Annotated in this window: 23 protein-coding genes and 1 tRNA gene; 6 read left to right on the forward strand and 18 right to left on the reverse strand. The window is 68.2% G+C overall.

The window, feature by feature from the left end:
* Positions 1 to 13: 13 nt before the first annotated feature.
* Complete coding sequence (locus ACFOYW_RS02550; protein ID WP_390227044.1) at positions 14 to 529, forward strand: gluconokinase; 516 nt, start codon at positions 14 to 16, stop codon at positions 527 to 529.
* 18 nt (positions 530 to 547) lie between these two features.
* Here ACFOYW_RS02550 and ACFOYW_RS02555 read toward each other — a convergent pair whose 3' ends face one another.
* From ACFOYW_RS02555 to ACFOYW_RS02595, 9 genes are all read right to left on the reverse strand, one after another.
* The gene (locus ACFOYW_RS02555; RefSeq protein WP_390227045.1) at positions 548 to 2,356 is read right to left on the reverse strand and encodes a glycoside hydrolase family 2 protein; all 1,809 of its coding nucleotides are present in this window, start codon (positions 2,354 to 2,356) and stop codon (positions 548 to 550) included.
* Complete coding sequence (locus tag ACFOYW_RS02560; protein WP_390227046.1) at positions 2,349 to 3,713, reverse strand: family 1 glycosylhydrolase; 1,365 nt, start codon at positions 3,711 to 3,713, stop codon at positions 2,349 to 2,351. Before ACFOYW_RS02560 ends, ACFOYW_RS02555 begins: the two co-directional genes overlap by 8 nt.
* 5 nt (positions 3,714 to 3,718) lie before the next feature.
* Entirely contained in the window at positions 3,719 to 4,585 is an 867-nt protein-coding gene (locus ACFOYW_RS02565; protein WP_390227047.1) for a carbohydrate ABC transporter permease, read from the reverse strand.
* Positions 4,575 to 5,531, reverse strand: a complete 957-nt coding sequence (locus ACFOYW_RS02570; RefSeq protein WP_390227049.1) for a carbohydrate ABC transporter permease — start codon at positions 5,529 to 5,531, stop codon at positions 4,575 to 4,577. The genes ACFOYW_RS02565 and ACFOYW_RS02570 overlap by 11 nt, the downstream gene beginning before the upstream one ends.
* Positions 5,528 to 6,799, reverse strand: a complete 1,272-nt coding sequence (locus ACFOYW_RS02575; RefSeq protein ID WP_390227050.1) for an ABC transporter substrate-binding protein — start codon at positions 6,797 to 6,799, stop codon at positions 5,528 to 5,530. Before ACFOYW_RS02575 ends, ACFOYW_RS02570 begins: the two co-directional genes overlap by 4 nt.
* 64 nt (positions 6,800 to 6,863) lie before the next feature.
* Positions 6,864 to 7,922 (reverse strand): LacI family DNA-binding transcriptional regulator, encoded by a 1,059-nt coding sequence (locus tag ACFOYW_RS02580; RefSeq protein ID WP_390227051.1) that lies wholly within the window; start codon positions 7,920 to 7,922, stop codon positions 6,864 to 6,866.
* A 221-nt stretch (positions 7,923 to 8,143) separates the two neighbouring features.
* Positions 8,144 to 8,995, reverse strand: coding sequence for a nucleotidyl transferase AbiEii/AbiGii toxin family protein (locus ACFOYW_RS02585; RefSeq protein ID WP_390227052.1), 852 nt, complete (start codon positions 8,993 to 8,995; stop codon positions 8,144 to 8,146).
* The gene (locus tag ACFOYW_RS02590) at positions 8,992 to 9,549 is read right to left on the reverse strand and encodes a type IV toxin-antitoxin system AbiEi family antitoxin domain-containing protein (RefSeq protein WP_390227054.1); all 558 of its coding nucleotides are present in this window, start codon (positions 9,547 to 9,549) and stop codon (positions 8,992 to 8,994) included. Before ACFOYW_RS02590 ends, ACFOYW_RS02585 begins: the two co-directional genes overlap by 4 nt.
* A gap of 192 nt (positions 9,550 to 9,741) precedes the next feature.
* Positions 9,742 to 9,813: transfer RNA gene (locus ACFOYW_RS02595), tRNA-Arg, on the reverse strand.
* A gap of 70 nt (positions 9,814 to 9,883) precedes the next feature.
* On the opposite strand from ACFOYW_RS02595, the gene ACFOYW_RS02600 reads away from it, so the two are divergent.
* Complete coding sequence (locus ACFOYW_RS02600; RefSeq protein WP_390227055.1) at positions 9,884 to 10,267, forward strand: VOC family protein; 384 nt, start codon at positions 9,884 to 9,886, stop codon at positions 10,265 to 10,267.
* A gap of 5 nt (positions 10,268 to 10,272) precedes the next feature.
* Here ACFOYW_RS02600 and ACFOYW_RS02605 read toward each other — a convergent pair whose 3' ends face one another.
* The 5 genes from ACFOYW_RS02605 to ACFOYW_RS02625 all read right to left on the reverse strand — a co-directional run bounded on the left by ACFOYW_RS02605 (position 10,273) and on the right by ACFOYW_RS02625 (position 14,601).
* Positions 10,273 to 10,548 carry a hypothetical protein gene (locus ACFOYW_RS02605; RefSeq protein ID WP_390227056.1) on the reverse strand — a complete coding sequence of 92 codons (276 nt, stop codon included), beginning with the start codon at positions 10,546 to 10,548 and terminating at the stop codon, positions 10,273 to 10,275.
* The gene (locus ACFOYW_RS02610; protein WP_390227057.1) at positions 10,545 to 11,705 is read right to left on the reverse strand and encodes an inorganic phosphate transporter; all 1,161 of its coding nucleotides are present in this window, start codon (positions 11,703 to 11,705) and stop codon (positions 10,545 to 10,547) included. The genes ACFOYW_RS02605 and ACFOYW_RS02610 overlap by 4 nt, the downstream gene beginning before the upstream one ends.
* A gap of 79 nt (positions 11,706 to 11,784) precedes the next feature.
* Complete coding sequence (locus ACFOYW_RS02615) at positions 11,785 to 12,285, reverse strand: HNH endonuclease (protein WP_390227058.1); 501 nt, start codon at positions 12,283 to 12,285, stop codon at positions 11,785 to 11,787.
* Between the two features lie 456 nt (positions 12,286 to 12,741).
* Positions 12,742 to 13,662 carry a C40 family peptidase gene (locus ACFOYW_RS02620; protein ID WP_390227059.1) on the reverse strand — a complete coding sequence of 307 codons (921 nt, stop codon included), beginning with the start codon at positions 13,660 to 13,662 and terminating at the stop codon, positions 12,742 to 12,744.
* Positions 13,663 to 13,911: 249 nt separating this feature from the next.
* The gene (locus tag ACFOYW_RS02625) at positions 13,912 to 14,601 is read right to left on the reverse strand and encodes a metal-dependent transcriptional regulator (protein ID WP_390227060.1); all 690 of its coding nucleotides are present in this window, start codon (positions 14,599 to 14,601) and stop codon (positions 13,912 to 13,914) included.
* A 52-nt stretch (positions 14,602 to 14,653) separates the two neighbouring features.
* On the opposite strand from ACFOYW_RS02625, the gene serC reads away from it, so the two are divergent.
* A complete protein-coding gene (serC, locus tag ACFOYW_RS02630; protein ID WP_390227061.1) occupies positions 14,654 to 15,766 on the forward strand; it encodes a phosphoserine transaminase in 1,113 nt (370 codons plus the stop codon).
* A 26-nt stretch (positions 15,767 to 15,792) separates the two neighbouring features.
* Here serC and ACFOYW_RS02635 read toward each other — a convergent pair whose 3' ends face one another.
* Complete coding sequence (locus tag ACFOYW_RS02635) at positions 15,793 to 16,572, reverse strand: DUF3027 domain-containing protein (protein WP_390227062.1); 780 nt, start codon at positions 16,570 to 16,572, stop codon at positions 15,793 to 15,795.
* A gap of 2 nt (positions 16,573 to 16,574) precedes the next feature.
* A complete protein-coding gene (locus ACFOYW_RS02640) occupies positions 16,575 to 16,955 on the reverse strand; it encodes a cold-shock protein (RefSeq protein WP_390227064.1) in 381 nt (126 codons plus the stop codon).
* Positions 16,956 to 17,060: 105 nt separating this feature from the next.
* On the opposite strand from ACFOYW_RS02640, the gene ACFOYW_RS02645 reads away from it, so the two are divergent.
* The 3 genes from ACFOYW_RS02645 to ACFOYW_RS02655 all read left to right on the forward strand — a co-directional run bounded on the left by ACFOYW_RS02645 (position 17,061) and on the right by ACFOYW_RS02655 (position 20,901).
* Positions 17,061 to 17,342 (forward strand): hypothetical protein, encoded by a 282-nt coding sequence (locus tag ACFOYW_RS02645; RefSeq protein WP_390227065.1) that lies wholly within the window; start codon positions 17,061 to 17,063, stop codon positions 17,340 to 17,342.
* Positions 17,343 to 17,371: 29 nt separating this feature from the next.
* Entirely contained in the window at positions 17,372 to 19,180 is a 1,809-nt protein-coding gene (locus tag ACFOYW_RS02650) for a helicase-associated domain-containing protein (protein ID WP_390227066.1), read from the forward strand.
* A 71-nt stretch (positions 19,181 to 19,251) separates the two neighbouring features.
* On the forward strand, positions 19,252 to 20,901 hold the full coding sequence (locus tag ACFOYW_RS02655; RefSeq protein ID WP_390227067.1) for a DNA repair helicase XPB: 1,650 nt from the start codon (positions 19,252 to 19,254) through the stop codon (positions 20,899 to 20,901).
* Positions 20,902 to 20,924: 23 nt separating this feature from the next.
* Here the strand turns inward: ACFOYW_RS02655 and ACFOYW_RS02660 are convergent, their stop codons facing one another.
* Together ACFOYW_RS02660 and folP are read right to left on the reverse strand one after the other, a co-directional pair.
* Complete coding sequence (locus ACFOYW_RS02660; RefSeq protein ID WP_390227068.1) at positions 20,925 to 21,683, reverse strand: dihydrofolate reductase family protein; 759 nt, start codon at positions 21,681 to 21,683, stop codon at positions 20,925 to 20,927.
* Positions 21,680 to 22,594 (reverse strand): dihydropteroate synthase, encoded by a 915-nt coding sequence (folP, locus tag ACFOYW_RS02665; RefSeq protein ID WP_390227359.1) that lies wholly within the window; start codon positions 22,592 to 22,594, stop codon positions 21,680 to 21,682. Before folP ends, ACFOYW_RS02660 begins: the two co-directional genes overlap by 4 nt.
* Between the last annotated feature and the right edge of the window lie 14 nt (positions 22,595 to 22,608).

Here is a 22,608-nt window from a genome sequence, read left to right on the forward strand (position 1 = left end):
GGGAGCAGAACGGATGCCGCCCCGCCGCATGCCCGTGCGCATCGTCGTGATGGGCCCGTCCGGGGTGGGCAAGTCGACGGTGGCGCAGCAGCTCAGCAGCGCGCTCGGGGCGGCATTCATCGAAGCGGACGACCTTCACACGACGGCCAATCGCGCGAAGATCTCCGCGGGAGTTCCCCTCACCGACCACGATCGCCTGCCATGGCTGCGCGCCGTCGGCGAGCGGATCGCGTCGGTTCCGGCATCCGTCGCCGCGTGCAGCGCGCTCAAGCGCAGTTACCGCGACACCCTGCGCGCCGCAGCCCCCGACGTGCTGTTCCTGGAGCTCACCGCTCCCCCGGAGCTGACCGCCGAGCGCTCTCGCACACGAGAAGGGCACTTCGCCTCACCTGACCTGGTCGCCTCGCAGCTCGCCATTCTCGAGCCGCTTTCCGTCGACGAAGCGGGAGCGCGAATAGCCGCGGGCGCCGACGTGGCGACCGTCCTCAACGCGGCGCTCGACGCCGTGGCGCGACTGCGGAGTGCGTGACGCGCACGCGTTCATGCCTCAGGCGGAGCCCGGTGCGGCGTCGCCGAGTATCGCGCGTCTGATGCTGTCGACGGGCGCTTTCGGGCGTCGGTCCGCCGTGCAGAGCCCGTTGGTCTCCTGCAAAGTGTCGGTCAGCTGGGTGTAGCAGGACCCCGCCAGGAATCCGCTTGCGTGAACGCCGCGATACAGCCCGGCGACCTGTTCGAGCCACGTCGCCTCGGTGTCGGCCTCGGTGTAGCCCCAGCCGTCACCCCGGGGGCCGGTCGGCTGGTAACTGATGCCACCGAACTCGGTGACCATGACGGGCTGCCCGCGGTAGACGGCATCGCCAACGAAGACCGCGCGGCCGGCCGGGCCGAAACCTGAGACGAGGCCGTCGCCGGGAACCGCGCCCGCATAGCGCGGCGCGAAGACGCCCGGATCGCCCTCGTAGTCGTGCAGCCCCACGATGTCGGAGTTCTGATGCTCCCAGCCGTCGTTCGAGATCACGGGGCGGCTCGGGTCGAGGGCGCGAGTGGCATCGGCCAATGCCCGCGAGAATGCCTGCTGGGCGGGGTCGTGCGCGATGTCCTGCACACCCCAACTCTCGTTGAGAGGCACCCAGGTGACGACGCTCGGATGGTTGCGCTGTTGTCGCACGGCCTCGAGCCACTCGCCGGTGATGGCCGCGGCGCCGGCCGGCGTGTAGTGGTACGCGCTGGGCAGCTCGGCCCAGACGAGCAGGCCGAGCCGGTCAGCCCAGTGCAGCAGCCTCGGGTCCTCGACCTTCTGGTGGATGCGTGCGGCATTGAAACCGAGTTCGCGGATGAGTTCCACTTCGCGGCGCATCGCCTCGACGCTCGGCGGTGTGTACAGGCTGTCGGCCCAGTAGCCCTGCTCGAGAACGGCGCGCACCGGGTACGGCCGGCCGTTGAGCAGGAAGCGGCCGCCGCTCGTCTCGACCGTGCGCAGGCCGATGTAGCTCGCGACCGTGTCGACAGTCTGGCCCTCACGGGTGACGGACACGGTGGCGTCGATGAGCACGGGGTTCTCGGGCGTCCACAGGTATCGCTCGCGCGCTTGGCCGTTCTCGAGCGCGCTCACCGGAACCGTCAGCGTGACCGACCGCCCCGTGGCGTGCGCGGCTCCGACGCCGAGCGTGACGCCGTCGTGCACGAGGGTCGCGGTGACGGCGGTGTCCGGCGCCGGCGCAGTCGCCAGGCCGACCTCGAGCTCGACGCGCGAGCGGGCGAGGTCGAGCGTCCAATTGAGCTCAGCGATGTGCTGGTCCGGCACTTCCTCGAGCCAGACAGTGCGCCAGATGCCGGTGCTGCGGTGGTACCAGACCACATGCGGGTCGAGCTCCCAGTCCTGTTTGCCGCGAGGGAGGCTGGCCTCATGCGGGTCATCGTGCGCGCGCACCACGATCGCGTGGTCGGGGCCGCTCTGCAGCGCATCCGTCACGTCAAGGCTGAACGCCGTGTAGCCGCCCCGATGGCTGCCGACGTGCTGCCCGTCGACCCACACGTCGGCGTCGTGATCGACCGCGCCGAAGTGCAGAAGCACGCGCCTGCCGGCAGCAGCCGTGATGGCGAGCGCGCGTCGATACCAGACGATCGGATGGAATCCGGTGTCCGCGATCCCGGAGGCGCCGCTCTCTGGCGCGAACGGCACGACGATATCTCGGCCGAACGCCCCCTCGGCCTCCGCGGCGTGCCAGCGCTCGCGCAGCCCGGCGTCGCTGTCGTCGTAGGCGAACCGCCACACGCCGTCGAGGTTCTGCCAGCCGTCGCGCACGAGTTGCGGTCGGGGGTGATCAGCGGATGCGTGGGGCTGAGGCTCAGACATCCACCGCCTCCGTTTCGGTCGACGTCGAGCCTGTCCTCGCTGTGGCCGCCGCGATCTTCGCAAACTCGTCGGCCGCAGCGGTACGGCGCAGCACAAGCGCCCCATCGCGCTCGTCGAGTCCCATGAGGCCCATGCGGCGCAGGAACGGCTCGCGCGGGACGGGCCTCGGGCCGTCATGCGCGGCGAGGCGCGCCGCGAGCACGTCGGCGGGAATCTCGAACTCTTCGATGTTCGCGCCGCCGGAGGCGTAGGACCAGTCGACGAAGTCGAAGAACGGCCACCAGGTGAAGGCGCGGATATCGACGCCGCCGGAGATCAGCTCGCGCACCGCGTTCGCCGAATCGTGCAGCCACGAGCGACGCAGTTCGTCATCACCCTCGATGCTCGTCTCGGTGATCATGATCGGCAAGCCGTAGCGCGTCGAGAACGCACGGATCGAGGTCTCGAGCCCATCGGTCCACAGGTTGTGGGCGAGTTGAATCGACTCGCCGGCCGAGCCTTCGTGCGAGTCCGGGTGCGCCGTGATTCGCCGGGGAGAGAGGTCGGGGTAGTAGTTCACGCCCATGATGTCGATCCCGGCCGGCCGCGCGCGCAGCGCGTCGAGCCGTGCGGGGCTCGCACCATGCCGCACCAGCCACGCATGGAGTGGATGCGTGTCATCGACGCGTCCGACAGCAAGGTCGGTGGGCAGGAAGCCGACGCGGGAGAGTTGCGCCGCCTCACCGTCGTGTTCGGCCGAGCCGGCGGTGTAAAGGGAAGCGGCTTCGACGTGCACGATCACGGCATCCGGGTTGCTCGCCTTGACCGCAGCGCTCGCCTCGGCGATGCCTTCGGCGATGTTGAGAGTGACCGTCGTCCACCCGTCCCAGCCGGTGAGCGCGGGCGGCCACACGCCGCGCAGGCCGCTGAACGAGGCGGTCGTCAGCGGCTCGTTGAGGGGTGTGATGTGGTCGACGGCACCGCGAAAATGCTCGGCGAAGGCCCCGGCGAAGGCGGCCACCGCGTCGACGTAGCCGTCGTCGGCGAACGCCTGCTCGAGCCAGCGGGGGGTGCCGTAGTGCACCAGGTCAGCGATCACGTCGAGACCGAGCTCGGTCGCGAATCCGAGGCGCTCGTCGAGCATCGCCCAGTCGAACCGCCCGGGCGCCGGGTGGGCGAGCGGCCAGCTCGCGCCGTAGCGGATCGCGGTGGCGCCGAGATCTCGTGCTGCGCGGATGTCGTCCCGCCACCGGTCGTCGTGATCGGTGAGGGCATGCTCGTCGAGTGTGAACATGCCGTAGCGGTCGGGCGGATACACACAGGTGTCCTCGATGCCGAGGGTCCACGCGAGGCGGCCCGTGGTGAAAGGGGTGGTCATTCTTGTTACTTCAGTCCGCTCGTTGTCAGGCCCGCCACGAAGTAGCGCTGGGCGAAGATGAATCCGATCGCGAGGGGGATGATCGAGATGGTGGCCCCCGCGAGGAGAACCGCGTGGTCGGTGATGTGCTGGCCGCCGAAGAGCGTGAGCCCCGCAGGCAGGGTCAGCATGTTCTGGTTGCTGGTGATCACGAGCGGCCACAGTAGGTCGTTCCACAGATTCATAAAGTTGAGCACCGCGACCGTCGCGATGGCAGGTTTTGCGAGCGGCAGGATCACCTGCCAGTAGATGCGCAGGTGGTTCGCGCCGTCGATGCGTGCCGCCTCGTCGAGTTCGCGCGGGATCGAGATGAACGACTGCCGGAACAGGAAGATGCCGAACGCGCTGGTCGCTCGCGGGATGATCAGCCCCTGGTAGGTGTTGAGCCACCCGAAGTGGAACAGCTCGATGAAGACCGGAATGAGCGTCACCTGGAAGGGCACCATCAGGGTTACGAGGATCAGCACGAAGACGACGTTGCGGCCGCGGAACTGCATACGCGCGAGGGCATATGCACACAGCGAGTCGAACACGAGCGTCAGGAACGTCGTGCCGCCGGCGAAGACGAACGAGTTGATCAACTGGCGCAGGAACGGCAGCTGCTGCCAGATTCCGATGAACCCGTGAAGCGTGAACGTGTGCGGGAAGAGGCTCGCCGGATTTCCGAACAGATCGCTCTCGGAGCGGAAGGCGCCGAAGACCATCCAGATGAACGGCACGATCGCGAGGATCACGGCGACCCCGAGGTAGATCCAGGTGACGGTGGCGCGGGCCGCGCTGCTGGGCGTGGGGCGGCCGGTTCCCCGGCTGGAGAGTTGGGTTTCAGTCGACATCGTTGAACCTAAAGAGTCGCAGCTGCACGAGCGAGACGATCATGATGATGATGAACAGCACCCACGAGATCGCGGATGCATAGCCGGTCTGGAAGTTCTGGAATCCGACGCGGTAGAGCATGTTGACGAGCGAGTCCGTCTTGAACAGCGGGCCGCCGTCGGTCATGACGTAGACCAGGTCGAAGACCTGCAGCGACTGGATCGTCAGGATCATCGTTGTGAACAGCATGGTGGGGCGGATGGACGGCACGGTGATGTTCCACACCAGCTGCAGGTTGCTCGCGCCGTCGAGGCGCGCGGCCTCGTAGTACTCGGCCGGCACGTTCTGCAGGCCCGCGAGGAAGAGGATCATCGCGAAGCCCATCGAGCGCCACACCGCGACGAAGATGACGGTGGGCAGCGCGAGGTGCACCGAGGTCAGCCAGTCGACCGGGTGCAGGCCGATGGCCTTGGTGAGCCCTCCGACGAGGCCGATGTCGGGGTCGAGCAGGAACTTCCAGACCATGCCGATGGTGACGAACGAGACGATCGTCGGGAAGAACAGCACCGAGCGCACGATCCGATTGGCGATCGAGTTGCGCAGGAGCAATAGCGCGGTGACGAAGCCGAGAACCAGAAGGAGGATCACGGATGCGACGGTGAACTCGATCGTCACGCCGAGGGCGTTCCAGAACTGGTTGTCGTGCAGCAGCTGCGTGTAGTTGCCGAGGCCGACCCACTGCTGGTGCGCAGCGCCGATGGTCCAGTTGAAAAAGCTGTAGTACAGCGATCGCAGGATCGGGTAGAAGACGAACACCGCGAGGATGATCAGGCTCGGCGCCATGAACAGCCAGGCGGGCTGAAAGCGGATGCGCCGCCGCCGGCGCTGCGCGATCGCGCCCCGGGGGGCGGTGGCTCCGCCGTCGCGGTGCGACAGCGGAGCCACCGTGGTGAGTTGCTGGGTCACGACGAGCATCCGGTCAGGGAGTTGATCGTCTGCTGCGCCTGTTTGGTGGCCTGTGACACCGGCGTGCCGCGCGTGATCTGCCCGATCAGCGTCGTGTAGGCGTCCGAATCGACCTTCGTCGCATTCTTCACCTGGGGCAGGTACTGGCGCGCGTCACTGACCTGGCTCTGGAAGACGGAGATGGTCGGGTCGGCCGTGAGCTTCGGGTCGCTCGTCAGGTCGCTGCGCACCGGCGGGAAGCCGGTGGTCAGCGAGAACTGCTCCTGCGTCGACTTGCTCGTCCAGTAGGCGAGGAACTCCTGCGCCTGCTTGGGGTACTTCGTCTTGGCCGAGATGGCCAGCGGCGCCGTCGAGCCGAGCGTCGCGGACTTGCCGTCGACGCCGGTGGGGATCGGGACGACTCCGTAGTCGATGCCATCGGCCTTGTATGTCGCGCCGGCCCACGGCCCGTTCATCTCCATCGCAGCCTTGCCCGCACCGAAGAGCGAGTCGGCCTGCGCACCCGTCAAGCCGACCGGCGAGATCTTGTCGTCGGTCACGAGCTTCGCCCAGCTGGAGAGGCTGTTCTGGCCGGCCGGGGTCTGCACGACACTGCAGCCCTTCGAGTCGACGATGTCGCCGCCTTCGAGCCACTGCAGGATCGGCCACATCTGGATCGTCTGGTTGTCCGCGAGCACCAGGCCGTACTGCGTCGTCCCGCCGGTGAGCTTCTTCGCGTCGGCCTGGAAGTCGGCCACCGTCTTCGGCGGCTGCAGGCCGGCCGCGGTGAACGCCTTCTTGTTGTAGTAGAGGCTGAGCGTCGCATAGTTGGCCGGCACGCCATAGAGCTTCCCGTTGTACGTGAACTCCTGGGTGAGGCCGGGCGCGAACGCCTTGGTGTCGATCTGCGTGCTGCCCGTGCCGGTGTCGGTGATCGGGAGGACCGAGTTCGTCTTCACGTAGTCACCGACGGCGTTCGGGTCGCTGCTGGGCGCCGCGATGTCGGGGCCCGAGCCCGTGAGCCAAGCGGCTGGCAGCTTCGCCTCGATCGTGTCCCATGACTCGACCGTCATGTCGACCTGGATGTTCGGGTGCGACTTGTTCCAGTCTGCGACGATCTGCTGGTAACCGGGGCGGTCGCCCCCGGTGAACCCGTTCCAGAACGTGAGCGTGACCTTCTGATCGCTCGACGACGAGCCGGTCGACGAGCTGCCGCTGGAGCAGCCGGCCAGGGCCAGCCCGATGGCGACGCCGGCCGCGGCAACCGCGGCAAGCTTGCTGTGCTTCATTGTGGTGTTCTCCTTGTTGGAAGTCCCGGAGCCGACGTCTGTGTCGGTCCGGCGTGGGGATGAGTCATTCGGACAGCGCGTCGCCGGCGCATCCGCACGACGTTCGCGCGATGAACTCGACGGGCAGCTCGACATGCGCAGGGCCGGTGCGCTCTCCGGCCAAGATGGCGAACAGCGTGTCGGATGCGGCGAGCGCCATCCGCTCGGCTGGAACGCGCATCGTCGTGATTCCGGGGGTGGTCGTGCGGGCGATCCCAAAATCGTCGAAGCCCACGAGCGCGATGTCGTCGCCTACCCGGCGCCCCAACCGCCGCAGCGTCTGCATACCGCCGAACGCCATGTCGTCGTTCGCGAAGACGACGCCGTCGACCTCGACGCCCATGTCGTGGGCCTGCCGAACCGCCTCGGCCCCGGACTCCTCGCTCATGTCGCCTTCGAGCACCAGGGCGTTCTCCCCCAGGGCGTGCGCGCGAACCGCTTGGAGGAATCCTTCACGCCGATCGATGCCGGTCTGGTGATCGAGCGGGCCGGAGACGTGCAGCAGCCGTGACCGGCCGTGCACCGTGATGAGGTGCTCGGTCACGAGCCGGCTCGCGGCCACGTCATCGGTGCCCACGCTCACGGCCTCGGGCAAGTACGGAAAATTGCCGATCAGGACAACGGGCAGCCCGGAGGCCACGAGAGCCTCCACGTTCGCGTCGTCAACAGCCGCGCTCGTCACGATCACACCATCGGCAGAGCCCGAGCGGATCACCCGCTCATAGGCGTTGACGCCTTCGGCTCCGTCAGTGTTGGTCGACACGATCACCTGCGCGTCGTGAGCATTCGAGGACGAGGAGACGCCCGTCAGCACATGCATGAAGTAGGCGTGACCGAACACGTGGTGCGAGGTGTTCGGCACGATCAAGGCGATCGCGCCCGCGCTCTGACGCCGCAGAGCACGCCCGGCTGAGCTCGGCACGTAGCCCAGTTCAGCCGCAGCCCTCTGCACTGCTCGCCGGGTCTTCTCGCTGATGCGCGGATTGCCGGCCAACGCCATCGACACCGCTGCCTGCGTCACACCGACACGCGCGGCGACATCCTTCAACGTGACGTTGCCACGGCCTTTGGCGTCCACGCTCATCGCAGCCCTCGCTTCCTTGCAACAGTGCTTCGTCTCAACGACGACGCGTGCTTGATCGTTTAAGCGCTTAAACGTTTAACCGCGCCGGTGAAACAAATTACGCCGCCCCTCGGTGGATGTCAACTGCCGCGCTAGCCCTTAACACGCGAGCGCGACGAAGCATTGTTCATCAGCGATCCGCCCACTGAACCGACCGATAGCCGGTGCAGCCTCACCTTCGACTAGGCCGAGCCGAGCGCGAAGATCGGATCCAGAAAAGATGCGACCAACGCGACCTGGCGGTCGAGGTTCTCCTCGCACACGGCCTCGAGCTTCTCCTTGCGACGCCAAGCGGCCCACTTGACCTGCCCGACCCCGCCGTACCCGGCAAGGTGCGGCGCGACCGGTTCGAGCGCGAGGCCGCGGTAGCTCGCCACCGCGCGGGCAGAGCGCAGCAGTTCATCCGCGTCGAAGCCTTGCTGGGCAAGCTGGACGATGTCGACATAGTCGCGCCAGCGAGTGCTCGCGATCCCGCGTTCGAGGATCGTCACTCCCTTCTCGGCGATGGTGGTCTCTGGCGCGTAGCCGACCAGGTCGATCGGTTCGCCGAGGACCCGGTCGATCCGCACCCGCCTCGGGGCGGGGATGATTGGGTCTCCAGTGGAAACATCCCACGCCGCGGTTCCCGTCCAAGGGCCGATACTGGCCCTCACACGCACCCGCAGACCCGGATAGTCGGCCTGCTCGCGGATCTCCTGAACGGTGATCGTCTCGGTGTCGAAGACGACACCATCTGGCGCGTCGACAGCGGCGATATCGCGGATGACGGCGGCGATGCTCCGGCCGGAAACATCAGCGCCGACGGCATTCGCGTCGGCGTCCTTGGTGGGCCGACGCACCCCGTACGCGCCTAGCAGAATGCCGCCTTTGAGCACGAAGTCGTCGGCATGCTCCGTGCGGGTCAAGCGATCCAGAAAGGATTCGAGAAGATGCCGAATAAGGTATTCCTGCGTCGGTGCACGGCTGCCGGCCTTATCCGCGACCGAGCGCGCGGCCGCCTGGATTCGACGGTAGGTCTCTTCACCGTCGCTCATGACAGTGCATCCAGCGCCTGCAGTACCGGTGCCTTGGAACGCGGCAATCGGCTGGCGATTTCCATCAGACGGCCAGGCTTGCCACCTCGTCGCAGCCATTCCCTCAGCGCATCGCGGGCGAGCTCGTAACCGAGTTCCCCGCGTAGCCGGAACGCATCGGCGATCGTCCGCTCCTGTGAGTACAGGCCGATGGTGAGGTCGCCACCGGGAATGGGGATCTCTTCCCGGCCGAGGAGGAAAGTGGCGCGATCGAAGGAGTGCCACGCGATCGCCGACCCACCCGCCGGAATCCGGACGCCGCGTGGGATTGCGATGTCCAACGCCGAAGGGATCACATCGGTCAAGTCGTATTGCGCTAGTGCCGAGGTGAGGCAGATCGTCGCTTCAGGGCGGCGCGTCGCCGCCTCCAGCCAGTCCCAGTCTGCTGCCGGAGCGTCTGCAGAGACATAGATCCCACGAGCGATCCGCTCATACCGACCCTGTCGAGTCGCACGATAGAAGCCACTGCGCGACAGCCCCTCCTGCCCCGCATTCCGCGGCGCCAACGCAGCCATCGCTCACTCGCCTAGCTTCCGTATGAATCGTATACAGATAACACTATCTGCCAGCGATTCGTTCCGTCAACGCCTGTGCCGCGACTGGAGCACGCGATGAGAGAGATCTCACATGCTGATGCAGCGGATGTGCTCGTCGGGCAACGTCCCCAGGCCCCGAACGCGTGATCAATGTCGCGACTCACGGCAATGTGCCCCTGGAGGGACTCGAACCCCCAACCCTTTCCTTAGGACGGAACTGCTCTTCCATTGAGCTACAGAGGCCGGCGCCCCAATGCTACCGGAGGCGCCTGCCTCCCTTGCCGCTCACAGCCAGAACCGCGAGCATCGACCCATGGCCATCACACAGGTACAGGTCGTCTCGGTTCCCGTCTCCGACCAGGACCGCGCCGTCGAGTTCTACGTCGGCGTCCTCGGTTTCACATTGCTCGCCGACAGTCAGTTCTCGCCGGAGATGCGCTGGGTCGCGGTCGCGCCCCCAGGCGGCCGCACCGCGCTCACTCTCGTCACCTGGTTCCCGACCATGCCGCCCGGCTCGTTGCAGGGCACCGTGCTCGAGACCGACGACCTCGACGGCGACATCGCCGCGCTGACCGAGAAGGGCGTGACGCTCAGCGAGCTGCAGGAGGCGCCGTGGGGCCGCTTCGTGACCCTCGCCGACCCCGACGGGAACGGTATCGTGCTGCAGGCATCCGCCCCCGACGCGATGAGCGCCTGACCCGCCTAGTGGAACTGCGGGATCAGCAGATACAGCCCGAACAGCACAACCGCGATGTCGATCGCGAAGCACAGGTAGGCAGCCGCTGACGCCCACGGCGGGCGCTGGTGGCTGACGGCGACTTCTCCGTCCGCGACCTGCTCGGTCGCGGCGGAGAGGCGCGCGTGCGGCGGCGCACCGACCGCGAGCATGCGAAGGCCGAGAGCGAAGATCGACACCGCGCCTGCGGCGGAGACGAGGCTTACAACGAACTCGATTCCGAGTGCGGCCCAGTTGATCATTTCGACTCCCCTGTGCTGACGGGCGTGCGACGGCTGGACAGGACGTCCTCGTCGTCGTTGACGGTCTCGTGGGTGACCGGATGCCTGCGCGACAGCAGCCAGAAGGCCACCATGCCAGCGACGGCGGCGACGACGACGATCACCGTGCCGACCGCGCCAGTGGTGACGACGAGGGTCGCGACCCCCGCGACGAGCGCGGCCGCAGGCACCGTGACCAGCCACCCGAGCGCCATGCGCCCGAACGTGCCCCAGTGGACCGACGCCAGCTTGCGGCCGAGCCCGGAGCCCACGACGCCGCCCGTGGTGACCTGAGTGGTCGACAGCGGGAAGCCGAGGTGGCTCGACACGAGAATGGTCGCGGCCGAGGCGGCCTCGGCCGAGAACCCCTGTGGTGGCGACACGTCCGTGATGCGCTTGCCGACGGTGCGCATGATGCGCCAGCCGCCCGAGTAGGTGCCAGCACCGATCGCGAGTCCGCACGCCAGGATCACCCACAACTGCGGCGTGGTCCCGCTGTGCTGGAAACCCGCGGCGACCAGCGTGAGGGTGATGACGCCCATCGTCTTCTGCGCATCGTTGGTGCCGTGCGCGAGCGACACGAGAGAGGCCGAGACGGTCTGACCGTACCGGAACCCGCGCTCTGCCCCGCTGGTCGTCGCGCGTCGGGTGATCATGTAGGCCGAGTACGTCGCCACCATCGCGACGATGCCCGACACGATCGGTGCGAAGAGCGCGGGCAGCGCGATCGTGGAGATCACATTCGGCCAGTTGACGGAGCCGATGCCGGTGCCGACGATCGCGGCGCCGATCAGGCCGCCGAGCAGCGCGTGCGTCGAGCTCGACGGCAGACCCAGATACCAGGTGGCGAGGTTCCACATGATCGCGCCGACCAGCGCGGCGAAGACCATGGCCGGCGAGATGTGCACGCCCCCTTGGCCCTCCTTCACGATGCCGCTCGAGATCGTCGCCGCGACCGTCGTCGACAGCAGTGCGCCGACGACATTGAGCACAGCGGAGATGAGGACCGCGATGCGCGGCTTCAGGGCGCCCGTCGCGACGGACGTGGCCATCGCGTTGGCGGTGTCGTGGAATCCGTTCGTGAAGTCGAACACCAGACCAAGGACGATGACGATGACGACGATCGGGAGGGCGTCCATGCGGCGCACGCTAAGCGTGCGCGTTGAATTCGGGGTGAACTCGCGATGGGGTTGACAATGAGCGGATTATTCCGGCCGCTCAGGCCGCCTGGGGCTGCAGATAGTCTTCCCACTCGGGCAGCAGGTGCTCGGAGCCCCGGACCATCCACGCCGGCTCGTGCGGCATGCGCGGCGTGAAGCGCAGCTGCCAGCCGATCTCGGAGAGCATCCGATCGCCCTTCACGTTGTTGCAGCGCAGGCAGCACGCGACCAGGTTCTCCCACGAGTCCTGACCGCCCCGTGACCGCGGGATCACGTGATCGATCGTCGCAGCCGGCTTGGCGCAGTAGGCGCACCGGTGCGCGTCTCGGCGCAGCACACCGCGGCGGGAGACCGGAACCTGACTGCCATGAGGCAGGCGGACGTATCGCGTCAGCAGGATCACGCTCGGCCTGTCCCACGGGCCGGAGATGCCGAAGACCGGGTGCCCCGTGTCGATCTGGACGATCGTCGCCTTGTGATTCATCACGAGGGCGAGGGCGCGCTTGAATGACACGACGGCAAGCGGCTCGTAGCCGGCATTCAGAACGAGAGTTCGCATGGGACCCCTTGCGCTGGCGCGACCTGGCTGGCCGCGACGACGGAAAGCTCCGGAATCGGAGGCATGGCTGAGAACACCGACTTCGCCCGCATTAACGACGAAGGCGCCGCCACAAGGGCGACGCCAAGAGAACTGCCGCGCGGGCAGAAGTGGTGCACGTGGTGCAGATGGTGACGGTGATGGGACCGGCACATGACCGCGCTGCGGCGCACGCGCAAGGCGTGCGCGTTGCTGATCGCGGGGGTGTTCACGGTCAAATCCCATCTACGGGTCGCCGCCGGCTGCGGCGCCCGACCCGCCCAGAGTAACTCGCAAAGCGTCACGCAACCATGCGAATTCAGGGCGAGACGCCCGTGTCGTCGGCAGAAATTCATCTGATCGAGTGGCGCAGAACGCAATCGGCGCACCGCTCGCTGTTGCGAGCAGTGCGCCGACAAGAGTGCGGCTGGCCGATGATCAACCGCCGAAATGCTGGATGTGATACGCCGTCGTCCACAGCTCACGGATGCTCACGTGGCCACCGGGCTTCGGAGCGTCGAGGATCAGCACGTTGCCGCTCGCGTCGCGGCCGGCGTAGAACCCGACGTGCGAGCCGTCGTTCAGCGCGATCACGTCACCCGGCTGCGCGTCGGCGAGCGACACGGTCTGGCCGATCTGCGCCTGCTGGCTCGACGAGTGCGGCAGCGAGACCCCGAACTGGGCGTACACGAACATCACGAAGCCGGAGCAGTCGAAGCCGGCCGGCGTCGAACCGCCGTAGACATAAGGAACGCCGATGTACTTCTTAGCCGTGGCGAGCACCGCGGACAGGCTGTAGCTGGTGCCGGACGGTGCGGCCTGGGCGAGGTACTGCGCCGCAGTCGGGCCGCTGTATGCAGCGCTGTAGCTGGCCGCCTTGGCCGCGGCGACCTTCGCCGCGGCGGTGCGCTGCGCCGCAAGCTTCGCCGCGGCCGCTGCCTGGGCGGCGGCCTCGCGCGAGGAGTTGATGTCGGTGATGCTCGTCGCCTGGTAGCTGTCGTGGTTGACGGCCGGCGCCTGCGCGGTGCTGCCGACCGCCGCGCTCTGAGCGTCGGCACGGGTCATCGTGGCAAGAGAGGCCGAGGCCGAGGCCGAGCCGGCGTGCCCCTGCGTGCTCGGGTTGAACGCGTAGGCGGGGATGGCGGCGGTGCCGACGACACCCACGGCGGCGACGAGGACGAACACGTTCGCGAATCGCTTGATCGGATTCTTCTTGGCAGCAGGTGCCCGCGTCGCCGGCGCAGTGGGCGATGCCACGGGACTGCGTCTCGCGAGGGCACCCGTGCGGGTCTGATACCGCTCGCGGGCCTCGCGGCGCGTCAACGCGCCTTCGGTGTTGCCGTTCGGTTCCTCTGTCAAGGTGTGCGTCTCCGGCGCTCCCCTGCGAAGGCACAGGCTGACGCGCGTGCAAACACAGTCCCGTCCAATGGTCTGGGCCCCTTGGGGGAGGGCTTCGGCTTCGCGGATCGAGCGACGGGGTAAAGAGCGTCTCGACTCGGGTCTAGCGGCCGGGTGCTGGCCTTTCGACTTGATCGACAATAGGCGAAGGTAACGAAAATGTCACACTGAATTCCGCTCGCGAAATCCTTTTCGGGCTTTTGCCCAGTCTCAGGCTGCGACGAAGATGTGCGCCGCGACTTCCGGGGGCAGTTCCAGACCGTCGGCATACCCGCTCACCTCGGCCAGCACGTAGCCGGCCGCGGGCGTCAGCGTCACGACGTTGCCGGGCACGATGCCCGCCTCGCGCAGCTGGCCGAGTAGCTCCGGGTCGAACTGCACGGGCTCCCCGAGTCTGCGGATCGGAGCGGTGACGGGCTCGCCCGACGCGATCGCGTCGACCGCGCGCACGACACCGTTGAGGAACACGGTCGAGAGCGTGCGCCCCTCGTCGTCCATGCGTGGGATCGGAGTGCCGTAGGGCGACTCGGTCGGATCACCGAGCATCCGCCGGATCTTCTCCTCGACGAGCTCGCTCATGACGTGTTCCCAGCGGCAGGCCTCGTCGTGCACGAACTCCCACTCGAGGCCGATCACGTCGGAGAGCAGTCGCTCGGCGAGGCGGTGCTTGCGCATGACATGGACCGCGCGGCGGCGGCCTTCTTCAGTCAGTTCGAGATGCCGGTCGCCCGAGACGACGACGAGACCGTCGCGCTCCATCCGGGCGATCGTCTGCGACACGGTCGGGCCCGAATGCCCGAGGCGCTCGGAGATGCGCGCCCGCAACGGCACGATCGCCTCTTCTTCGAGGTCGAGGATCGTGCGCAGGTACATCTCCGTCGTGTCGACCAGATCCGTCATCCAGACTCCCCTCGGGACCTTTTGCTCTATGAGCCACTAATAAGCTTGTCATATGCCGAGCATCCCCCTGCCTGATGAACTGCTCCCCGCTGATGGCCGCTTCGGTTGTGGCCCCTCCAAGATCCGGCAGGAGGCAGTGAACGCGCTCGCCACGCGCGGCGCCGATCTGCTCGGCACCTCGCACCGGCAGGCTCCGGTGAAGTCGCTCGTCGGCCGCGTGCGCGACGGTCTCGGCGAGCTGTTCCGCCTGCCGGAAGGCTACGAGATCATCCTCGCCAACGGGGGCTCGACCGCCTTCTGGGACGCCGCCGCGTTCGGGCTCATCGAGAAGCGTGCCCAGAACCTCACCTTCGGCGAATTCGGCTCGAAGTTCGCGAAGGCGGCCGGCGCGCCCTGGCTCGAGGCCCCGTCCGTCATCGACGCACCGGCGGGCCAGAGTGCGAAGGCGCAGCCGACCGAGGGGGTCGACGTCTACGCGTGGCCCCACAACGAGACCTCGACGGGCGTCATGACCCGAGTCGAGCGCGTCGCGGGGGACGCTGGTGCTTTGACCGTCATCGACGCGACGAGCGCGGCGGCCGGCGTCGACTTCGAGGTCGACCAGGCGGATGTCTACTATTTCGCGCCGCAGAAGAACCTCGCCTCCGACGGCGGTCTGTGGCTCGCGGCCATGTCGCCCGCCGCCATCGAGCGCATCGAGCGCATCGCGGCATCCGGTCGCTACATTCCTGACTTCCTCAGCCTCAAGCAGGCCGTCGACAACTCGCGCCTCAACCAGACGCTGAACACGCCGGCCGTCGCGACCCTCATCCTGCTCGACGAGCAGCTCAACTGGATCAACGACAACGGCGGCCTCGCATGGGCCTCCGCGCGTACGAAGCAGTCGAGCGACCAGCTCTACGAGTGGGCCGAGCGCACGTCATACACGACCCCGTTCGTCGCAGACCCCGCGGACCGCTCACAGGTCGTCGCGACGATCGACTTCGATGGCATCGACGCAGCAGCCGTGGCGAAAGCGCTGCGCGAGAACGGCATCGTCGACACCGAGCCGTATCGCAAGCTCGGCCGCAACCAGCTGCGCGTCGCGACCTTCGTCTCGATCGACCCGGCCGACGTCGCGAAGCTCATCTCGTCGATCGAGTACGTGGTCGAACACCTGGGCTGAGGCGAGGCTCCCGCCCCCGACGCGAGTCACTCCTCGTCGAGGGTGAGAGCGGCCGACTCTGCGCCCTGAAGCTCTGCCGCCTCGTCGAACTCGTCCGGTTCGGCGTTGTCGAGCCCGTCGTCCAGCTCCGACTCGTCGTCATCATCGTCGTCGTCGTCGGACTCGGGGTCGTCCACGTCGTCGAAGTCGTCATCGGATTCGTCGTCCTCGAGATCGCCGTCGTCGAGATCGCCGTCCTCGTCGTCATCGTCGTCGAAGTCGTCATCGGATTCCTCGACCTCGAGGCCCGAATCGTCGACGTCATCCACATCGACGTCGTCCACATCGACGTCGTCGGCGTCATCGTCCTCATCGCCCGACGGGAAGTCGTCGTCAGGCTCCGGTTCGCCGGCCGCGGCCGCAGCCTCACGCTCCGCACGCTTCTGCGCCTGGTACTCAGCGAGCCGGTCGGCCCACGGCACCCAGTCGGGCGCGGTCAGCGCCTGGTCGCCCGGCATGAGCTCGGCTTCGAGCACGTTCACTTCCGAGGAGTCCGCCTCCCGCGACAGCGAGACCGTCCAGTACCAGCCCGGATATCCGGGAAGCCGGTTCTCGAACAGCAGCGAGAGCACGCGCTCGCCCTCGACGACGTGCCCGGCCGGCGCACCGACGGTTGCCGGGGCTGTGATCTCGTGCAGCGCCGAGCGCGCGACATCCGCCGCGTTCAGCAGCACGTCGTCGGCGACGGCGACCGTCGTGGCCGCGGGGGTGGGTTCGGTGGCGGCAGCGATCGCGTCGTCGTCTGAGGTCACGGATTCATCGCTCATCTCTAGGCCTCGAGGTCGTCGGCGACGCGACGCAGGGCCTGGGCGACTTTAGCCCCGTGCGACTTCGACGGGTACCTGCCGTGCCGCAGGTCGTTGCCGATGCCGTCGAGCACCTGGATGAGGCTCTCGACCACGGCGGCCATGTCGTCAGGCTTCATGCGGCGCTGACGCGCGAGGCTGACGGGAGCCTCGACGACGCGCACGGACAGCGCCTGCGCACCGCGCTTGCCGTCGGCGATGCCGTACTCGAGCCGCGTTCCGGCCTTCACCTGGGCGCCGTCGGGCAGGGCGCTGGCGTGCAGGAAGACTTCCTGGCCGTCATCGCCCGCGATGAAACCGAAGCCTTTCTCCTCGTCGTAGAACTTCACCCGTCCGCTGGGCATCGAAACCTCTCTCATTGAATTGGCCGTGCGCAGCTGCGGGCCGGTTCATCTCACTGGCCCCGGTACGTAGCCGCCCCGAGGCCGAACTCAATTATCCTGTATCCCGTGCCCTCTGAATCCCGACCCAGCGCAGCCCGCGCCGACCGTGCCGGTCGTCTGCAACGCTCGCTGGCGTATTTCAGCCTCACGCTGATCGGTCTGTCCATCATCGCGATCGTCATCATCATGATCGTCGGCGGTGCAGGGGTGAAGCGGCCGGTGGCCGAGATGGCAGTCGTCTATCTCTTCCCCGCCATCGCCCTGCCGCTGGGTGCGCTCGGCATCATCGCGATCTTCGTCATCAACGCTATCGAGCGGCGCCGACTGAATCAGCGGCAGATCAAGTAGGCTGTGACAGCGACCGGGCGGGGGCAATCATGACGAGCACGTTGACGCTCGCGTCCCACCTCGCCGGGCTCGATGACGAGTCATTGCATCGTCTGATCTCGGCTCGCCTGCCGCTGCGACCGAAGATCGACGACTTCTTCGACCTGGCCGAAGCCCTGCTCGAGCATCCGTCGGTGCAGCACGCGCTGACGACGCTCGACCGGCCCGCGCTCGCGCTTCTGGCCGCACTGGTGAACGGCGACGAGGTCGATGAGACGGATGCGGCGAGCGCGGCCCGACTCGGGCTGCTCCGCGGCCGGGCTCTCATCGAGCGCTCCGACAACGGCTGGGCCGTCTACGACGCCGTCGCGGAACGGCTGCAGGCGTGGCCGCACGAGGGCCTGCCGAGCGTTCGCCAGCTGCTCACGGAGACGCCGCCGCCGGCTCTGGCCGCGGTGCCGAGCGACGACCGCGGGGCGACCGATCAGCTCGCGAGCGAGCGAGCGTTCCATTCGGTGACCGCCTTCGCCGAACTTCTGGGCGAGCTCGACCGCGAGCCGGCCAGAGAGTTGCAGAAGGGCGGCCTCAGCCTGCCTGACGGCCGGCGGCTCGCCGCCGTGATGGCCGTTGACGGTCCTGTCGTGCCGGTCGCGATGTGGCTCGCGGAGCTGGCCGGGCTCGTGGCGCGCGACGGGTCCGTGTGGCTCACCACCGACTCAGCGGAGCAGTGGCTCGCCGGCTCGACCGGTGACCGCTGGCGCGGGCTCGCGGCGACGTGGCTCGAGGCGGTTCCGCCGTCGATCCGCGATTTGCTGCAGCAGCGCACCCGCCAGCCGTGGGGGCGCACACTGCACGAGACGCTCGCGTGGTTCTACCCGGCATCCGGTGAGCCGTTGCAGCGCTCGGTCGAGCGCTTCGAGGCCTCCGCCGAGTTGCTCGGCATCACGGCGGGCGAGCTGCCCAGCCGGGCTGGAGCGGCGCTGCTCGAATCGGGGCCGGCGGCCGCGGCATCCGCAATGACCAGCCTTCTGCCGCCCGAGGTCGACAGGGTCTACCTGCAGCACGACCTGACGATCGTGAGCCCGGGCCCCCTCGCGCCGAGCCTCGATTCGCATCTGCGGCGCATCGCTGAGGTCGAGAGCCGCGCGCTGGCGTCGACGTACCGGGTCACGGCGGGCAGCCTCGAGCGGGCGATCGCGGGCGGCGAGACGGAGGCCTCGATCCGCGGCTTCCTCACCAGCATCTCCCTGAGCGGCATTCCGCAGCCGCTCAACTACCTGATCTCGGAGACGGTGAAGCGCTACGGCCTCGTGCGCGTTCGCGAGGCGCCGGACGACGGGCGTGCTCGTTCGCTCGTGCGCTCCGTCGATCCCGACCTCATCGGCGCGATCGAGGTCGACCAGGCGTTCTCGTCGCTCGTCCTGACCCGCGTTTCGCGCACCGAGCTCACCTCGCGATTCAGCCGCGACGTCGTCTACTGGGCACTCGCCGACGCACGGTATCCGGTCGCCGCCGAAGACCAGGACGGGCGCGTCGTGGGCGTCAGGAAGCGGCATGCGCCAGTGACGGATGCGGTGCCGACGGTCGATCGCGCGACGGTCCTCGTCGGCCGCCTGCGGGAGCACGCGGCGACCGAGGCGGCTCAGTCGCCGGAGGCGTGGCTCTCCCGCCAGCTCGAGACGGCGGTGAAGGCCCGGGTCCCGCTCATCGTCACGGTGGGCATGCCCGACGGCTCGGAGCTCAACTTCACCCTCGAGCCGACCGGCGTCGGCGGCGGCCGCCTGCGCGGTCGTGACCGCAAGGCCGACATCGAACGCACGTTGCCCCTCAAGAGCATCAAGGGCGTTCGCGCGCCGTGATCCTGACTCCGCGCCCCCGATCGGGGGCGCTCAGAGCGTGCGCGTAACTCTCGGGGGTAGGCTCGTTCGCTATGGCTGACGGACCTCTCATCGTCCAGAGCGACCGCACCGTGTTGCTTGAAGTGGCACACCCGCAGGCGGAGGACGCCCGGCACGATCTCGCGGTATTCGCAGAGCTCGAGCGCGCGCCGGAGCACATCCACACGTACCGCATCACACGTCTCGGCCTGTGGAACGCACGCGCGGCGGGCCACCGTGCCGAGGACATGCTGGCCACGCTCGAGCGGTACTCCAAGTTCCCGATCCCGCAGTCGGTCGCCGTAGACATGCGCGAGACGGTCGAGCGCTACGGCAAGCTCGTCATCGAGCGCGACGACGACGGTCAGCTGATCCTCAAGAGCAGTGACCGCGCGGTGCTCACCGAGGTGGCTTCGGCGAAGCGCATCGCGCCGCTGCTGCCGCGTCGCGTCGATGACGACACGTATGCCGTCGAGGCCTGGGCGCGCGGCGCCCTCAAACAGGAGCTCGTGAAACTCGGGTGGCCCGCCGAGGACCTGGCCGGCTACACCCCCGGCACGCCGCATCCGATCGACCTGGAAGAGAACGGCTGGCACCTGCGCGACTACCAGACCAAAGCCGTCGACAATTTCTTCGAGGGCGGCTCGGGCGTCATCGTGCTGCCGTGCGGCGCGGGCAAGACCCTCGTAGGCGCAGGCGCGATGGCGACCGCCAAGACGACCACGCTGATTCTCGTGACCAACACGGTGTCGGCGCGCCAGTGGCGCGACGAGCTGCTGCGCCGGACCTCGCTCACCGCCGAGGAGATCGGTGAGTACTCGGGCCAGAGCAAAGAGGTGAAGCCGGTCACCATCGCGACCTATCAGATCCTCACGGCGAAGCGGAAGGGGCAGTACGCCCACCTGGCCCTGCTCGATGCGCTCGACTGGGGTCTCGTCGTCTACGACGAAGTGCACCTGCTGCCCGCCCCGGTGTTCAAGCTCACCGCCGAACTGCAGGCTCGGCGCCGGCTCGGCCTCACGGCGACCCTCGTGCGCGAAGACGGCCGTGAAGGCGATGTGTTCTCGCTGATCGGCCCGAAGCGCTTCGATGCTCCGTGGAAGGAGATCGAGGCGCAGGGCTACATCTCACCGGCCGCCTGCTACGAGGTCCGGGTCGACCTGCCGCCCTCGGAGCGCCTGGAGTACGCGGCATCCGCCGACGACGAGCGCTACCGTCTCGCCGCGACGGCCGATGCGAAGCTCGACGTCGTGCGCTCGCTCGTGAAGAAGCACGAGGGTGAGCGCATCCTGATCATCGGGCAGTACCTCGATCAGATCGACACGCTGTCCGATGCGCTCGGCGCGCCGCAGCTGACGGGCTCGACGCCGGTCGACGAACGCGAGCGGCTGTTCCAGCAGTTCCGCACCGGCGAGTTGAAGGTGCTCGTCGTCTCGAAGGTCGCGAACTTCTCGGTCGACCTGCCCGAGGCCACGGTCGCGATCCAGGTCTCGGGGTCGTTCGGGTCCCGGCAGGAGGAGGCGCAGCGCCTCGGCCGCCTGCTGCGCCCCAAGGAATCGGGGCTGTCGGCCAACTTCTACACGCTCGTCGCCCGCGACACCGTCGACCAGGACTTCGCCCAGAATCGCCAGCGATTCCTGGCCGAGCAGGGCTACTCCTACACGATCCTCGACTCGGATTCCCTGGCCGAGGTCGCCGCGTAGACCCCCGAGCGAGTCGTGGGCGCTCAGTCCCGTACGTAGCGCAGGAGCAGCGTCGACTCGGAGCGTAGTGCGAGTGCGAGGCGCATCGCGTGGGGGTCGGCCGGCACCTCGCCCGTGATGCGGCCGGCGTCACCGCCCTCGAGCGTCGGCGAGAGCGTGAGGCAGAACTCGTCAACCGCACCATCGGCGAGCATCAGGCCGGCGAAGGTCGGACCGCCCTCGCAGTGCACGCGTAGGTGCCCGCGCCGCTGCAGCTCTTCGAGCAGGAACGTCGGCTCGACGAGGTCGACGCCGGCGACGACGACATCCGCCACCTCGTTCAGCTCGTGAAAACGGTCGTCCGGCGCGTCCGCGGTCGTGAAGATGATGGGCCGCACGGGAGCCGCGGCGAAGATCGGCGCAGCGGGCCCGAGACCGAGCTCGGCAGAGACCGTGGCGAACACCGGCTGCGCGCTGAAGCCGTGCGCGACGCGCCATGCGGCATCGGCGTCGGACAGCCGCATCGGCCCGTAGCCCTCCTTGCGCACTGTGCCCGCCGCGACCAGCACGACGTCGGCGAGCCGGCGCAGCAGTCCGAACACGCGGCGGTCAGCGTCGTCGCTGAGGCCGCCCGACACACCGTCACGCGTGACGGCGCCATCGATCGACGTGACGAAGTTGAGCCGCACCCAGGGGCGGCCGTCGGGCCGTGCGGCGCCTTCCGAGTACCATTCGAGCACCTGCTCGTCGTCCGCGTCGGCGATGGCGCTCGGAACGAGCCGGTCGAGGCGGCCGCGGGTCATGCGTTCGCCTCCTGCGTGTTGTGCACGAGTGGACCCATCGGGCCGCGCCAGCCGAAAATCGCCTCGGTCATGTGCACCGCGGCGACCGCCTCGCGGACGTTGTGCATGCGCACGATGCGCGCGCCCTGGGTGATCGCGACGATCGCCGCGGCCAGTGACCCCTCGACTCGCGCCTCGCGGGGGGCGCCGAGGGTCTCTCCGATGAAATCCTTGTTCGATACCGCGGCGAGCACGGGAAGCCCGAGCTCCGCGATCTCCGAGAGCCGGCGCGTGAGCTCGAGCGAGTGCTGCGTGGTCTTGTTGAGGTCGTGACCGGGGTCGATGATGAGGTTCTGCGGCGCGATGCCCTCCCCGATCGCGTAGGCGACCCGCTCCGCGAGGAAGTCGCGCACCTCTGTCACCACATCGCCGTAGTCGGGTCGTGCGAACTGGGTGCGCGGTCCCGCACCGCGCGACGCCGCGAGCGAGTGCGTGACGACGAGGGTCGCGCCCGCGGCCGCAACTACGCCGGCGAGCCCGGGGTCGTGGAGACCGGTCGTGTCGTTCACGACGTCGGCTCCTGCGGCGAGCGCGGCCCGCGCCACCGCTGCGTCGAACGTGTCCACCGAGATCACCACATCGCTCGCGGCGCGCACCGCCTCGACCACCGGCACGACCCGATCGATCTCATCGCTCACCGAGAGCGCGGGCCCCGGAGCGAATGGCGCGCCCCCGATGTCGACCCAGTCGGCTCCGGAATCCGCCGCCGCACGGCAGGCCGTGACCGCGGCGTCCAGGGCAAAGGTGCCGCCGCGGTCGTAGAACGAGTCGGGGGTGCGATTCACGACCGCCATCACGGCGACCTGCCGCGAGAAGTCGAAGGTGCGTGCGCCGATGCGGCGCACGGGCTCGATCAGCGGGGGCTCGTACATCACAGGCACCGCCG

Source organism: Gryllotalpicola reticulitermitis (assembly GCF_042651345.1).
Taxonomy (GTDB): Bacteria; Actinomycetota; Actinomycetes; order Actinomycetales; family Microbacteriaceae; genus Gryllotalpicola; species Gryllotalpicola reticulitermitis.